Here is a 15,440-nt window from a genome sequence, read left to right as displayed (position 1 = left end):
AATATCTCCTTTTTTTACATTTTATCAGGAAAACGTTCTGGTACATTATACTCTTCCCTGATTTTCGATGCCGCGCGTTTTGCAAATACAAGACTCTCGAGCAGGGAATTGCTTGCCAGCCGGTTGGCACCATGCACCCCGTTGCAGCTTGTCTCACCCACCGCAAATAATTTTTCCATCGAGGTCCTGCTGTCTGAATCCACCCAGATTCCTCCCATGAAATAATGCTGCGCCGGTACCACCGGGATGCATTCTTTTGTCACGTCAAATCCTTCTTCCAGACAATGCTGGTAAATATTCGGAAAATGAGACATGATAGTCTCTGTATCAATGTTTTCCATTGAGAGCCAGACATAGTCTGTCCCGTCCTTCTCCATCTGCTCATGGATGGCCTGAGTCACTACATCCCTCGGAAGAAGCTCGTCCACAAAACGTTTTTTGTCCTTGTTGTACAGCACGGCACCTTCGCCGCGGACTGACTCAGAGATCAGGAAACGCCTCCCGGGTTTCTTTGAGTAGAGCGTTGTCGGATGAATCTGTACATAATCGAGATGCTCCAGCCTGATCCCGTGGTTTTTCGAGATATCCAGCGCATCACCCGTCAGATGCGGAAAGTTCGTGGAATGCCTGTACCTTCCCCCGATCCCGCCGCTCGCCAGAATTGTAAAGTCTGCGCGGATCTCTCCCTTATCGGTGATGACCCCTGCGCATTTTTCGTTTTCTTCTATAATATCTGTCATAGTCGTGTATTCCAGAATCGTAACATTCCCAAGCTTCTTTACCTGTGCCAGAAGCTTGCTTGTAATCTCTCTTCCGGTAATATCTTTGTGGTACAGTATTCTCGGCCTGGAGTGGGCCCCCTCGCGGGTATAGGCAAATTCCTCACCATTTTTCTCGAACTCAACGCCATAGCCTACCAGGTCATTTATAATATCCGGGGAACTTTTAATCATAATCTCCACAGACTCCCCGCGGTTTTCATTATGCCCCGCATTCATGGTGTCTGCAAAATAACTATCGTAATCTTCTTCGCCCCTCAGGACGCAGATCCCCCCCTGTGCCAGAAATGAATCACTGCTTTCCAGATCTGATTTTGTGATCATGACTATTTTCTTGTCTTTCGGCAGATTCAGTGCAGCAAATAAACCGGCCACACCCGTGCCTACGATTACGATGTCTGTCTTTATTTCCATAACCAGCCTCCCCGAGCTTTTCCTATTTTGCCAGTTCAAGCATCCTCTCCAGAGGTTTTCTGGAATTTTCTCTGCGTGCATCTGACACATGAACTTCATTGTCGCCTGTCTTTAAGACATGACGTATCTTTTCCAATGTGATAGTCTTCATGTCCTGACAGACGGGCTCTGTCTCCGTAAAATAAAACTTCTTTCCGGGGTTGTCCTGTTCGAGCTTATGGCGGACACCGTTTTCCGTACATATTATAAATTCCCCGCAGTCGCTCTTTGCCGCATAATCAATAATCCCGCTTGTACTTCCTATGTAATCAGAGAGGTCCAGTATGGCTTTCGGGCACTCCGGATGGGTCAGGACGAGCGCTCCCGGATGTGCTTCCTTTGCCCTCACGATCTCATCAATCCTCATTTTTTCATGAACAGGACAGTATCCTTCATTGTATACAAAATGCTTCTCCGGTACCTGCTCCGCTACAAAATGTGCCAGATTCCTGTCCGGGATAAAAAATATGTTCTTATTCGGCAGCGCTTTCACGATCTTCACCGCATTTGCGGAAGTAACGCAAACATCAGACAGTTCTTTTAACTCCGCGGTTGAATTAATGTAACACACGACCGCCAGATCATCGTATTCCCTGCGCACCCTTTGAATTGTCTCCTCATCGGCCATATGCGCCATTGCACAATCAGCAGACGCATCCGGCATCAGGACCGTCTTCTCCGGATTCAGGATCTTCGCGCTCTCTCCCATAAACGAAACCCCACAGAACACAATCGTCTGCTCCTTCAAACCGACCGCCACTTTACTGAGATAGAAAGAATCCCCTATATAATCGGCGATATCCTGAACCTCCGGATTCACATAATAATGTGCCAGTATAACTGCATTCTTTTCCTTTTTCAATGCATGAATCTCATCAACTATAGACATCTTTTTCACACCTTCCCCCGCCCGCTAAACCGGCGGATTTCACTTGCAGATAAAATCTGCGGTAAATTTTCACTATTATAGCATATAAGTTTACAGGTGACAAGACAGATAACCGCAAAAGGGTCTGACCCCTTTGCAGTCCAGACGTAAAATAGAGTTTCGCTTGCGAAACTCGCGCCTGCGGCGGTCGCTCTGCGACATCTACCACTTACGCCGCAGTGCGCATCCCGCCGGGAGGGCTTTTTGTTTCATAGGACGTACTTACCTATGAAACAAAAAAAGGCCCTGCCCTCTGCCTCAGAGCCTGGCCTTGTTCCTGCTATTTTTGTACAATATGCACAATTTTACTCTTTTTCTTCGTAAAAAGGGCTTGGAATATTAACAGTTAATAGTTTAACTATCTTGTTGGTACAGTTCATCCAGTTATGGTCTTTATTGGATGAAAACTGTACGCAGTCGCCCGGATTTAATGTGTATCTCTGGGAGTCTAATAGGAGTGTGACCGTACCTTCGAGTACATAGATGAATTCTTCGCCTTTATGGTTATACATCTCAAGCTCTTCTTCATCCAGATTGGCCTGAGGCATGAGCTGGGTGAGTCTTGGCAGCATTGCAAAGGATGACACATCGTGGTTCAGGACAGCCTGAAAAATCTTGGACGCCGTCTGGTTATAGTGCTGTGAAAAGCTGTACATGATGGGTTCATCGTTTTTTTCGGAATAGCTGTCAAAAAAAACTCCGAGGTTTACGTTTAAGGCATTTGCTATCACCTCGAGACTGTCCACTGCAATGGACGACAGCCCCCTCTCCAGCTGTGACAGAAAGCCTGTGGACAATCCTGTCAGTTCACTTAACTGCTTTAATGTCAGATTTTGCGAGGTGCGGATTGCTTTTATTTTTTCTCCGATCGTATCGGCCTGACTCATATTGATAGTCTCCTTTCTGGATGAAATCTCAGTATTTGGCAGTCCCGAAGGTGAAATCTTATCCGTCCCCGGGACCTGCCGGTTTTTCTATTGTACCATAAATACTAAACTCGTGAAATACCTCGTTAAGTATTTAGGTGTATGTCTTACTAGGCTCGTAAATTCATTTACATAAACAAATATTTCACAAAATTGATGCTTTCATTGCTTATTTTTCATTCCGAGCACATTTTAAGTTATTTTTTTCACATTCAAGCAAAAATAATTCACAAAAATGAAATTCACCACTTGTTTTTGTCAGAAAGAATGATAGAATGAAGTTAACAGTATAAATGTATACAAATAATTAAATCGTATACAAATTTTCGTGAAGGAGGAAAAATTTTTGAAAATTAAAAAGACGTTTCATACGATTGACACTCACACCAGCGGAGAACCGACAAGAAATGTATTGGGCGGGATTCCATACATTAAGGGTAATACGATGCTGGAGAAGCTTCAGTATATGAGGACGGAAGGTGACTGGGTCAGGCAGCTTCTAACGTATGAGCCAAGAGGCAATGAAGTCATGTCCGGAACGATCATTACTTCCCCCTGCCGCGAAGAAGCCGATATTGGGGTGCTTTATTTTGAAGTCGGCGGCTGGATGCCGATGTGCGGCCATGACACGATCGGTGTCGGAACCGCCCTCGTTGAATCCGGAATGATTGAAGTAACGGAGCCCTTTACATATGTCACTCTGGACACCGCCGCCGGTCTTGTCAGGCTCAAGATTGAAGTTGTAAACGGGGAGGCCAGGAGCGTTTCATTTTTAAATGCACCGGCATTTGTGATGGCAGAAAATGTGACCGTTGACACGAAAGAATTCGGACCGCTGACACTGGATATTGCATACGGTGGCAATATTTATGCGATTCTGCCCGCTGCCTCTGCAGGATTGATTCTGGAACCGAAGAACTCCGGAAAAATTATTGAAACCGGAAATCTGTTAAAAAGCTATATTAACCAGCAGATCCGGGTTGTGCATCCTGAGATTCCTTTTGCAAATCATGTGACCCACGTAGAGTTTTATGAAAACAGCAAGGACGAACCGAACCTCATCCGAAATGCCGTTGTAATCCCACCCGGAGCCATCGACCGCTCCCCGTGCGGAACCGGGACATCCGCCAAACTGTCGGTGCTGGCGAAGAAGGGTGCAATCAAAAAGGGAGAGTCTTTTACCCATGAGAGCATCATCGGCGGAAGATTTGAATGTACCTATGTTGATGACGCTGAAGTAGGCGGTCTGCCGGCAGTCCTTCCTGAAGTCAGGGGACGGGCGTTTATAACAGGAATCCACACATTTATGCTGGACCCGGAAGATATTTTCCCGATGGGATACCAGCTGGCGTAAAACATAAAACAGGAGGCAGTGAAATGGATGAAATGCGGGTAAAAAATCATCCCATACTGGGTGAAGATAATTGCGAAGAATTTGTAGAGATCACCGTGGACGGAAAAGTAATGCAGGCAAAGAAGGGCGAAATGATTGCGGCCGTCCTGCTTGCAAACGGGATTAAAATCCACAGATATACAGCAAAAGAGCACAAACCACGCGGTATTTTCTGCGGAATCGGTCAGTGTACGGACTGTGTCATGACGGTAAACGGCAAGGCAAACGTAAGGACGTGCATCACTCCGGTGGAGGATGGCATGACCGTCGAAACACAGGAAGGTTACGGGAGGAAGAAGCCATGAAAAGAGAAGTTGTAATTATCGGTGCCGGCCCGGCCGGTCTTGCCGCAGCGATCGAAGCGACGAAAAATGGATGTCAAGTCCTTCTGGTCGATGAGAACAGAACCGCCGGAGGACAGTTTTTCAAACAGCTCCATAAGTTTTTCGGGTCACAGGCGCACAGCGCAGGTATCCGCGGGTTTGAAATCGGAAAGCAGCTCTTAAAAGAAACCGAAGAGCTGGGGGTTGAAGTCTGGCTGGAGAGCTCGGTGATCGGCATTTTCGCAGGAAAAAGGGTTGCTGTGCTGCGAAACGGCATCACAGAAACAGTAGAGGCTCAGAGTATTCTCATCTGTACCGGTGGTGCGGAAAACCCGCTTCGTTTTCCGGGATGGACTTACCCGGGAGTCATGGGTGCCGGCGCGGCCCAGACAATGGTAAATGTAAACCGGGTGCTGCCCGGAAAAAGAATTCTAATGATCGGCTCCGGCAATGTAGGCGTCATTGTTGCCTACCAGCTCCTGCAGGCAGGGGCGGATGTTGTGGGAATTGTGGAAGGAATGCCGCGGATCGGTGCATACGGTGTCCATGCAGCGAAGTTAAAAAGAGCCGGAGTACCGTTTTTCATAGGCCATACAATAGCAGAGGCCAGAGGCAGTGACCGGGTAGAGGAAGCCGTCATAGCCCGATTCGAAAACGGACAGATTTTAAAAGGTACGGAACGAAAGATTGACGTCGATACCATCTGCGTTGCAGTGGGATTAAGGCCCTTAAGCGAACTTGCACAGATGGCGGGAGTAAAGCATGGCTTTATTCCGGAGCTCGGAGGTTTCATGCCCATCCATAATGCGGATATGGAAACGAGTGTGGAGGGCATCTACGTGGCCGGTGATACGGCGGGTGTGGAAGAAGCCAGCACCGCAATGGACGAGGGACGCCTTGCCGCAGTATCCGTCTCCTGTGCACTTGGGCATTTAAACCGGGCAGATGCAGAACAGAAAAAAGAGGAAATCAGAGACCGGCTCGCATCCCTGCGCCAGGGACCCTTCGGGGAGCGGCGCATGAATGCAAAAAACCGTGTGATAGAAATGGGGGTGACCATGTAATGGAAAAACTAAGAGGATTGATATACGACGGCTATCCTTCCAGAGAAGAAATCGTCTCTGCAAACGGCTGGCCGAGTGAGGAACGTTTTGCCAGAGGCCCGGTTGCAATTGCGGAATGTGTGCAGGAGATCCCCTGTAATCCGTGTGAGGCGGCGTGTCCGTTCCATGCGATTAAAATCGGAACCCCGATCACCAATACTCCAAGAATCGATGAGGACAGTTGTACCGGCTGCGGCTCCTGTGTGGCAGCCTGCTCCGGACTCGCTATTTTCGTTGTGGATAAGACCTATTCCGAATCGGAGGCTCTAATTAGTTTTCCTTTCGAATACCTGCCTCTCCCGGAAAAAGGAGACAAGGCAGAGGCTTTGAGCAGGGCCGGTGAATATGTCTGTGAAGGTACGGTGGTAAGAGTCATGAATCCAAAGAAAAATGACCATACTCCTGTGATTACGCTGGCAGTCCCTACGGATAAGGTGGATGACGTCAGGACCATGAGAAGGCTCGTTCTGCCGGAACCAGGGAAAGGCTTTGAAAATGTGGAGCCGGAAGGCGTACTGGACGATGATGTGATCGTATGCCGCTGTGAGGAGATCACGGCCGGGGAAGTCCGTGATGCGATCCGCAATAAGAAAGCGACCACTGTCACGGAAGTAAAAAGAAGATGCCGTGCCGGCATGGGACTCTGTCAGGGCAGAACCTGCGGAAAGCTTGTCAGCCGCATTCTGGCCGAGGAACTTGGCAGCGCTCCGGATACCCTGACCGGAAGTACGGACCGACCGCCTGTCAGGCCGACCACGTTCGGGGAACTGGCCGGGACAAAGAAGGAGGTGTGATATGAGCCAGATATATGATATAGCTGTGATCGGAGCCGGTTCCATCGGAACCTCATGTGCTTACTACAACGCCAAAAAAGGAGCGGATGTCATCCTCATAGATGCGGGTGATATTGCAGATTCCACAAGCAGCAGAAGTGACGGAAATATTCTTGTATGTGATAAACAGCCGGGTTTCGATGCCTTGTTCGCAAAAGCAAGCCAGGATATGTTTCCCGGACTCGAAAAGGAACTGGATTATAACATTGAATGGACCCAAAAAGGAAGTCTTTATCTGACAGAAACAGAAGAAGAATTCGAGATTGCCTCCCGATTCTGCAGCGATATGAAGCAATGCGGAATCGAGATGAGAATGCTGGACCACAAAGAAGTGCTGGAAGACGAACCCTATCTCGCGAAAGATATTTACGGCGGACTGGAGACCATCTCTGACGGCTCCGTATATCCCATCGGACTGGCATACGCCTTCGCACTGGCGGCCGAACGACTGGGTGCCGTACTCTCTCTGCACAACCCGGTCGTGGACCTGAAAAAGGAAGAGAATTATTTTTCCATTTCCTGTGAAAACGGAACCATTCTGGCTAAAAATGTTGTGAATGCCTGCGGCGTGCGTGCACCGCTAATCGGCAAAATGGCGGGACTCGATATTCCGATCCGTGCCAGGCAGGGACAGATCCTCGTTTCTGAGCAGACCTTCCGTGTGGCGCGCAGAAAGGTGCATGAGTTCGGGTATATGCTGACAAAATTCCAGAGTGGAGACTATGAAAGACCGGTATCCGAGCGGGTAAAACGAAATGAAGTGGCCTTCGTTTTCGAGCCGACGGCATCCAATAACTTCCTGATCGGCTCCTCCAGAAGTTTTGTCGGGGAGGATATCCGCAGTGAGATTGATGTCATGCAGGCGCTGGCCGAACGGGCAATCCGCTTCTTCCCTGTCATCGCCGGCATCAAGGTAATCCGGGCATACAGTGGCCTGCGCCCGTTTACCCCGGACCACATGCCCATCGTTTCCGGCACTGCAATCCCGGGATTTTATATTGCGGCAGGGCACGAAGGGGACGGCATCGGACTCTCCCCTATTACGGGAAAATGTATGGCAGATATCATCGCAGGGGAGGAAACTTTCATGGACCTCTCTCCGTTAAGTTTCAAGAGATTTAGCAATTAAGTTTCGAAAGTTTTTGCAATTAAGTTTCGGCAGGATTTGCAATTAATACAAGACTTCGCAGAAAAGTGCGGGAATAGAAGGAAGGAAAATATCACTATGAATGAAAAGTTTAAAGGAATCTATGCGGTAGCAGTCACACCATTTAAAGAAAACGGGGAGTTTGACCTGGAGCAGTCCAAAAAGAATCTGGACTGGCTGATTGAAAACGGGGTTCACGGGGTCTGCATCCTCGGGGCTACCGGAGAATACCAGAGCATTTCCGACGAAGAGCATATGAACTATGTACGCGAGATTGTTCCTTATATCAACGGCCGTGTAAGCGTCATTGTTGGGGCTTCCAGAGAAAGGCCTGAAGATGTTGTCAAACTGGTGCAGAATATCAAATCATGTGGGGCCGATGCGGCGATGGTGCTTTCTCCGTTCTACTGCCATCCGGCGCAGGACGAAATCGTGAAATTCTATCACTATGTGATGGACGAAACCGATTTTCCGATCGTCGTTTATAATAATCCGGGATCAGCAGGTGTGGAGCTTGAGCAGGATACTTACAATGAGATTCTGAAACACCCCAGAGCCGCAATTGTAAAAGAATCCAGCGGTGATATGCACAAGCTCACCCAGGTGTTGAATGATGCCCCGGACACAACTTCCGTATTCTGTGGCTGTGATAACCTGGCCTTCGAAAGTTTTGCTGCCGGCGCCTGCGGCTGGATCTGTATGCTGGCAAACGTGGCTCCGAGGGATTGTGTGGATTTGTATGAAGCAGTGTGCGAGGAAAAGGATCTGGAAAAAGGAAGAGAAATCTATAAAAGAATCCTTCCGTCACTGGATGTTCTGGAATCCTTCCCGAAGCCGGTTCAGGCCCTGAAACATCTTCTCGGCTGCAAAGGATTGAATGGGGGATATGTCAGAAAGCCACGCTATGAACTCACCAAAGAAGAAAAAGCTTTCGTGGAAAGAGCAATGGCCCCGGAAAAAATTCAGTAGCATACAAATTCCGGGGTGCAACGGGAATCAACATTTTTTCAGATGAAGGAGGATATGAAAACTTATGGATATTCGTAAATTGTATATAAACGGGGAATGGGTTGAATCAGAAGGACATGAGTATATCGACATTGAGAACCCTGACACACATGAAATCTTCGCCCAAGTCCCGCGTGGCAACAAGGACGATGTTGACAAGGCTGTGAGGGCCGCCAGAGCTGCCTTTGAAACCTGGCAGTATACGCCGCTTGAACAGCGGACGGCCCTGATGGAAAAGGTGGTAAACGGTCTGGAATCCAGAAGGCAGGACCTGATTGAAACGATCACAAAAGAACTCGGCTCCCCTTACAAGGTGTCCGCCGAAGTTCATACCGATCCGTTTATCCTTGAGGCGAAACATTATATTAAGGTTGCGAAAAACTTCCCGTATGAGGAGCGCCGCCAGACTTCTGTTGTTGTAAGAGAACCAGTCGGGGTAGTCGGAGGACTGACTCCGTGGAATTTCCCTCTGGAGCAGATTGAGAAGAAAGTAGTGCCTGCACTGCTTGCCGGGAACTGCGTTGTATTAAAACCCAGCCAATTCACACCAATGACCGCCTATATCCTTGCAGAAGAGATCGACAAGGCCGGCTACCCGGCCGGTGTATTCAACCTCGTAACCGGACGGGGCGGGGAAGTGGGTGACGCACTGGCCGCTCACCCGGACGTAGACATGATTTCCTTTACAGGTTCTACCGATGCCGGAAGGGCTGTTGCCATCAAAGGCCTCAGCAACATCAAAAAACTGGCTCTGGAGCTGGGCGGCAAATCCGCTGCTATCTTCTTGAAAGGCGGCGACTGGGAGAACGGGGTAAACGGGGTTCTGGAAACCGTCATGCTCAACGGGGGACAGACCTGCAACGCCTTGACAAGAATGCTTGTACCGGAAGATGAAACTGGTAAAATAGAAGAAATCCTGAAACGAAAAGCTGCGGAATATCATTTTGGCCCGCTTAACGATCCACAAACGACACTCGGGCCCCTTGCTTCCAGAAAGCAGTTTGACAGAGTGCGGAAATATATCGAAACAGGCATAAGCGAGGGCGCACGCCTCTTAATAGGAGAAGTACCAGAAGATAATGGCTCCTACAATGTAAAACCCGTTATTTTCTGTGATGTAACCCCGGACATGGTCATTGCCAGAGAAGAAATCTTTGGACCAGTTCTTGTTGTACTGACTTACAAGACAGTAGAAGAAGCGATTGAAATAGCAAATGACAGCATCTACGGACTTGCCGGCGCAGTATACGGGCCGGAAAAAGAAGCCAATGAAACGGCAAGAAAAATGAAAACCGGAACCGTGTATGTGAATGAAGGCCAGTGGGATGAGGCCTCACCGTTCGGCGGATATAAACAATCCGGACTGGGACGCGAAGGCGGTATAGAAGGATACGAGGAATTTCTGGAAATAAAAACGATTTATGATAAATAAACCGTGGGATGGATCTTTCAAAGATCAAAAGGGTCAGACCCCATGCAGTCATCTGCATAGGGGTCTGACCCTTTTGCGGTCCGTTTTCAGATAATTCTGACTATTTTTCACCGCTCTTACTGTATACCGCCCAGTTCTGCTCTCCGTCATCCCTGATCTGGATATCCGAGAAGCTCTGGATATACTGCTTGAACTGGGAATATCCATAATCTCTCACCTTAAAGTCACCGAAACGATTCCTGATCTTATTGCCGAGCGTCCCTAGCGAAACACCCTGAGCCCCTGCATTCTGCACGAGCATGATCACATACTCTTCCAACATCTCTTTCTTGCTCTTATCTTCGTAAACCGTCACCGTAACCTGCGTTCCATCCTGTTTCAGCTTCAGCTTCGGAAATGTTTCCAGAAACTTTGACAAGAGGCTGTAACCATAACGGCGCACATCAAAATCAGGGTATAATTTTACAAGACGGCTTCCGACTTCCCCCAGGCCGGTCTCCTTATCATCATTCTGGTTCTCTGTGATAATCTTTACGACTGCTTCTTCTATCTGTGCCTTGGACACTACATCTGTACTACTCTTCTTGTTTTCTTTTCCGGTAGCATGGACGCAAGGCTTCTCTTCCTTCTCGATCATGTTATCCTCAAGCAGCAGCTCCAGCACCGTAAAGATATCACATGCCTTACGGAACGGCGCCGGCGTCTTATCCTCACCCATACCGATCACGGTCTTGCCGCTTTCACGCAGGCGGCTGGCCAGTTTTGTAAAATCGCTGTCACTGGAAACAAGGCAGAATCCCTCCAAATCACTCGTGTACAGCATATCCATAGCATCTATAATCATCGCGGAGTCTGTAGCATTTTTCCCATGTGTATAACTAAACTGCTGGATCGGTGTAATCGAATTCTGGAGAAGCTCCTCCTTCCAGCTCGAACTGTACGTACTCGTCCAGTCCCCGTATATTCTCTTGTAAGTTACATTTCCGTACTTAGACAGCTCATCCAGTATCGGCTTGATGTATTTAGCAGAAACATTATCCGCATCTATCAGCAGTGCATATTTGTTTTCCATGTCCGGTAAACCTCTCCATTCATATCTTTCCATTCAAAGATTTTATTTTCATATATCATATAACTATGCGCCGAATTCTCTTTTGGTATCGAAACAGAGCCCGGATTCATATAAATATACCCGTCCTTCTCCTCGCATGCCGGGATATGGGTATGACCATTTAACAGGATATCCCCTTTTTTCAACATCAAAGGATTGGATGGATTCCAGACATGCCCGTGCGTCGCCAACACAGACTGCCCGTCAAGATCCAGAAAACAGTACTCCGCCATGATCGGAAATTCCAGCACCATCTGGTCCACCTCTGTGTCACAGTTTCCACGCACACAAAGCAAATGCTCCTTCATCGGATTCAGCATGGCAATGACTTCCTTCGGCGCATAATCCCTCGGCAGGTCATTGCGCGGACCGTGGTACAAAATATCACCCAGCAGCAACAGCCTGTCCGCCTTCTCTCTTTCGTATGCTTCCAGCATCTGCCTGCAGTAGAAGGCAGAGCCGTGGATATCTGATGCAATCATGAACCTCATGTAAGTACTCCTTTCTTCAGAGGGGTCTGACCCCTTTGCGGTCCGTATTCAGAATATTCTTAAAATTTAGCCGATATCTGCTCCGGGCATTATGCATTCCCTGTCGGAATAAACGGCCGTATAGACGCTGCTACGCTGGAGATCGGCATGGTCTGCAGCCAGACTTTTCCAGGTCCGGTCAGGACTGTATTGAACAGGCCTTCACCGCCGAGCAGTTTGTTTTTCAGGCCGGGTACCTGCTGGATATCGATCTGGACGCCTACCTCGAAGCCGGCAACATTTCCGGTGTCAACGACAATCTGCTGCCCTGCCGACAGTTCATATTCCACCAGTTCGCCGTCGATTTCAACAAACGCAATCCCGCTGCCGGACAGACGCTGCATGATAAAGCCTTCCCCGCCAAATACGCCTGCTCCCAGTTTTTTATTGAAGTGGATTGATAATTCCACACTGCTTTCAGATGCCAGAAATGCCGTCTTCTGTACGATCATTTCGCGCCCCGGGGAAATCTGTACCGGCATGATCCTGCCCGGAAAGCTTGAGCCGAATGCAATCAGCCCTGCACCGCGTGCTGTATAGATGTTCTGGAACATACTTTCTCCGGAAAATGCTTTGGAGAACATTTTGCCGATTCCGCCTCCGGCTGTTTCCATATGCATATTCGGACTCATCCAGACCATTGACCCTTTCTCAGTAATCATCTGCTCGCGGTCTTCGAGTTTACATTCCACAACGGGAAATGCGCCGCCCTTAATCTCGTAATTCATACCTTTACCTCCAATTGAAGTCGATGTAAACGTGTCTCTTCTTCCATCCTACTTTGCCTGCGGGATGCTGTCAAGCATAAACTTTCCCTGAAAACAGGCCGTGCTGCTGAATATTACATCAAAAACCGGCTGCATAAATCCACAGCCGGTTCTTACTTCTTTATAAAAATAAAATCATTGGATGTCTATTCATAGTTAAATCGGTATTACCAAGCATCCGACAATCGCAAACAACATCGCGATAACCGCAGTAATTGCATTTCCGAGTGTGTAGCTTTTTAGTCCCCCCGTAATGGTGAAGCCTGACAAATTGGTGCTTACCCAGAATCCGCTGTCATTTACATGCCCGCAGCTCAGTGACCCTGACAGGCATGCAATTGCCATCCAGACCGGATGCATGCCGACAGCTGCTGGTACAGATGCCATGATTGTCATGGTCGTAATAGAAGCTACCGTTCCCGAACCAAGGGCCACCCTGAACAGCGCTGCTATGACAAATGCAATCAGAAGCGCCACGATCGGTGAAGCCGAAATATTTTGTATTGTATCCGCAAGCATATCCGCCATTCCAGTTGCACTGATAATTGCCCCGAATGAGCCGCCCGCTCCGGTAATTAACAGCACAATCCCGCAGCTTTTTAATGCTTCTGTTGCAGACTGGTCACGTTCTTCTTTATTCATTGCCCTTGCAGAGATTGCATAAGCACTGAGCGCTCCGAGCAGCAATGCGGTTGTCTTATTACTTAAAAATATGACTGCCTCAGGCACTTCCTCCAGAACCGCATCCATTACAGTCCCTACCAGAATTAAAACTACGGGAAGGAGAATCGGTATCATCGACATAAAGAAGGTCGGTTCCGCTTTTCTAACCTCTGCCGTATGTTCTTCATACACCTCTACACCGGTTTCGTCTTTTTCTTTATTCCAGAATCCTTTATCAAGGAGGGTAAAATATATTTTCATTGCAATCATTGCTGCAACAAGCCCCAGAACGATTCCAACAATGACCATAACCCCCAGATCAAAATGCAGGATTTCCGCTGCAGCCAGCGGATTGGGCGTCGGAGGCGCCAGCGTATGGGCCGCACCCGCCCCGATAATCATCGCACCAACTGTATAAGGAAGGGGTTTGTGGATCTGTCTCGATACCGCAATTGCAAGTGGAATTAAAATAACAAAAGTCACATCATAAAATACAGGCACCGACAGAAGAAATGCGGTAATTCCGAGTGCATACAATGCATACTTCTCAGATGTTTTCTGGATCATCGTAGTTGCAATCACTTTTGCACCGCCTGAATCCGAGAGCAATTGACCCAGTATAACGCCAAAACCTACCGGCAGTGCAATTCCTGTCATGAGGTTCCCGAATCCACTGCCTATAGTCGTAATTGTATTGGAGGCTCCAAGCCCTGATGCAAGCCCCATGAAAATACTACCGAGAACCAGTGCTATGGCGGGATTCAGTTTCAATTTTAAAATCGCAAACAGGATAATGGCAATTGCCACGACTAACCAAACAAAAACCATGATATTCAAAATGTCCTCCTTCTCTGCTGTTTCTGCGCACAGCAGAACGACTTTTATGTATCGATTTTACTTTAATCTGGCTTTTAAACGGTCCTCTGCTTTCGTGAAATCACAATTGAAAGCATCCTCCTCAAGCTTATTCAGCGTACTGAGATTATTTTCATGCTGCTCCTTATCCCATTCTTCCGCAAATTCCCCGCCTTTGATTCGGTCATAGCGGTTTTTTAAGAAACTGCGGATCTGGCTTGTATCTACATCGGTAAAACCTATCAGCTGACCATACTGACTTGTGTGTGAGTGGTACGGGAGCTGCCGGAAAAATCCTACTTCAGCCGCTTTTTCCATCATAACTGCCGGCTCCTTGGATAAATACATTTCCATGAGTACAGCTTCTTCTGGATGCCCCATCTCCACCTGAAGCTTGAACGCCTCTACAAAAACATTATAAATAATTGGCCATGTTCCCTGCTCTGCCATCAGATCCAGACAGGTCTCGTCATCAAATGTAACTTCGATCGCTCCCTTCCTTGTGGCCCCAATTGCCTTGCAGAGTGCCTTTCCGTATTCCAGTGCCTTGCCGGAAGCATCCTGATGAACCGCAACGAATGCCGGTGAGCCTTCTCCACTTACAAACAGTTCACGTACCCCCTTGCCGATCATACGCGGCGCCGCCATAACTACATCGAGCCCTTCCGCCGGTGTGATCCTCTTAAATGTAATATTATAACCGGATGCAAAATTCAAAACATTGCCCGGTTCAAGGTATGGTGCGATCTGTGCTTCATAAATCTCCGGGGCCACTTCGTCAGGAAGAAGAAGGAAAACAATATCCGCTTTTTTTGCTGCTTCTTCTATAGAGTATACCATAAATCCATCTTCGTTAGCCTGATCGAAAGATTCATCATGCCTGCTTCCCACGATCACATTCTTAATCCCTGAATCACGCATATTAAGCGCCTGGCTGCGTCCCTGATTCCCATAACCGATAATAGCCACTGTTTTGTCAATTACCAGCCCCAAATCTGCATCGTCATCATAATAAATGTTTGCCATAATAATTTCTCCTTTTAACTTGTTTTTTGTTTTGACATCAGACATCTGATGTCTGTTCTCTGATGTTAGGTTAGCACTATTTCAGGTAAAGGTCAATAGGATTTATAAACTTTGACTATTTCAACAATTTTTCCGCTTAATTTATGTACACATTTCACAAATA

15 protein-coding genes are annotated in these 15,440 nt (G+C 47.9%); 7 read left to right on the top strand and 8 right to left on the bottom strand.

Features of this window, described 5'->3' with window-relative positions; translation table 11 throughout:
* Positions 1-14: 14 nt before the first annotated feature.
* From ABIN22_RS11865 to ABIN22_RS11855, 3 genes are all read right to left on the bottom strand, one after another.
* On the bottom strand, positions 15-1,193 hold the full coding sequence (locus ABIN22_RS11865) for an L-aspartate oxidase (RefSeq protein ID WP_346908855.1): 1,179 nt from the start codon (positions 1,191-1,193) through the stop codon (positions 15-17).
* A gap of 22 nt (positions 1,194-1,215) precedes the next feature.
* Positions 1,216-2,121: a quinolinate synthase NadA gene (gene nadA / locus ABIN22_RS11860; protein ID WP_346908853.1), complete on the bottom strand. Its 906-nt coding sequence runs from the start codon at positions 2,119-2,121 to the stop codon at positions 1,216-1,218.
* A 344-nt stretch (positions 2,122-2,465) separates the two neighbouring features.
* Positions 2,466-3,047, bottom strand: a complete 582-nt coding sequence (locus ABIN22_RS11855; RefSeq protein ID WP_346908851.1) for a helix-turn-helix domain-containing protein — start codon at positions 3,045-3,047, stop codon at positions 2,466-2,468.
* A gap of 385 nt (positions 3,048-3,432) precedes the next feature.
* Between ABIN22_RS11855 and ABIN22_RS11850 the strand changes: the two genes are divergently transcribed.
* The 7 genes from ABIN22_RS11850 to ABIN22_RS11820 all read left to right on the top strand — a co-directional run bounded on the left by ABIN22_RS11850 (position 3,433) and on the right by ABIN22_RS11820 (position 10,325).
* Entirely contained in the window at positions 3,433-4,440 is a 1,008-nt protein-coding gene (locus ABIN22_RS11850) for a proline racemase family protein (protein WP_118621849.1), read from the top strand.
* Between the two features lie 23 nt (positions 4,441-4,463).
* Positions 4,464-4,784: a (2Fe-2S)-binding protein gene (locus ABIN22_RS11845; protein WP_207657872.1), complete on the top strand. Its 321-nt coding sequence runs from the start codon at positions 4,464-4,466 to the stop codon at positions 4,782-4,784.
* Complete coding sequence (locus ABIN22_RS11840; RefSeq protein WP_118621848.1) at positions 4,781-5,866, top strand: NAD(P)/FAD-dependent oxidoreductase; 1,086 nt, start codon at positions 4,781-4,783, stop codon at positions 5,864-5,866. Before ABIN22_RS11845 ends, ABIN22_RS11840 begins: the two co-directional genes overlap by 4 nt.
* Complete coding sequence (locus tag ABIN22_RS11835; RefSeq protein ID WP_346908848.1) at positions 5,866-6,699, top strand: (2Fe-2S)-binding protein; 834 nt, start codon at positions 5,866-5,868, stop codon at positions 6,697-6,699. The genes ABIN22_RS11840 and ABIN22_RS11835 overlap by 1 nt, the downstream gene beginning before the upstream one ends.
* 1 nt (position 6,700) lies before the next feature.
* Positions 6,701-7,867 (top strand): NAD(P)/FAD-dependent oxidoreductase, encoded by a 1,167-nt coding sequence (locus tag ABIN22_RS11830; protein ID WP_346908846.1) that lies wholly within the window; start codon positions 6,701-6,703, stop codon positions 7,865-7,867.
* Positions 7,868-7,963: 96 nt separating this feature from the next.
* Positions 7,964-8,854 (top strand): dihydrodipicolinate synthase family protein, encoded by an 891-nt coding sequence (locus ABIN22_RS11825; protein WP_109732802.1) that lies wholly within the window; start codon positions 7,964-7,966, stop codon positions 8,852-8,854.
* 64 nt (positions 8,855-8,918) lie between these two features.
* The gene (locus tag ABIN22_RS11820; RefSeq protein ID WP_346908844.1) at positions 8,919-10,325 is read left to right on the top strand and encodes an aldehyde dehydrogenase family protein; all 1,407 of its coding nucleotides are present in this window, start codon (positions 8,919-8,921) and stop codon (positions 10,323-10,325) included.
* A gap of 100 nt (positions 10,326-10,425) precedes the next feature.
* Here the strand turns inward: ABIN22_RS11820 and ABIN22_RS11815 are convergent, their stop codons facing one another.
* From ABIN22_RS11815 to ilvC, 5 genes are all read right to left on the bottom strand, one after another.
* Positions 10,426-11,397, bottom strand: a complete 972-nt coding sequence (locus tag ABIN22_RS11815) for an NYN domain-containing protein (RefSeq protein ID WP_109732800.1) — start codon at positions 11,395-11,397, stop codon at positions 10,426-10,428.
* Positions 11,373-11,927, bottom strand: coding sequence for a phosphodiesterase (gene yfcE, locus ABIN22_RS11810; RefSeq protein ID WP_109732799.1), 555 nt, complete (start codon positions 11,925-11,927; stop codon positions 11,373-11,375). Before yfcE ends, ABIN22_RS11815 begins: the two co-directional genes overlap by 25 nt.
* An 89-nt stretch (positions 11,928-12,016) precedes the next feature.
* Positions 12,017-12,694: a TIGR00266 family protein gene (locus ABIN22_RS11805; RefSeq protein WP_109732798.1), complete on the bottom strand. Its 678-nt coding sequence runs from the start codon at positions 12,692-12,694 to the stop codon at positions 12,017-12,019.
* A gap of 195 nt (positions 12,695-12,889) precedes the next feature.
* Entirely contained in the window at positions 12,890-14,224 is a 1,335-nt protein-coding gene (locus ABIN22_RS11800; protein WP_242996200.1) for a GntP family permease, read from the bottom strand.
* A 66-nt stretch (positions 14,225-14,290) separates the two neighbouring features.
* Complete coding sequence (gene ilvC, locus ABIN22_RS11795) at positions 14,291-15,277, bottom strand: ketol-acid reductoisomerase (protein ID WP_346908841.1); 987 nt, start codon at positions 15,275-15,277, stop codon at positions 14,291-14,293.
* Positions 15,278-15,440 lie beyond the last annotated feature (163 nt).

Origin of the sequence: Faecalicatena orotica, from assembly GCF_905197545.1 — a bacterium.
Lineage (GTDB): Bacteria > Bacillota > Clostridia > Lachnospirales > Lachnospiraceae > Faecalicatena_A > Faecalicatena_A orotica.
The sequence above is the reverse complement of the archived record's forward strand: the minus strand, read 5'-3'. Positions and strand labels throughout refer to the sequence as shown.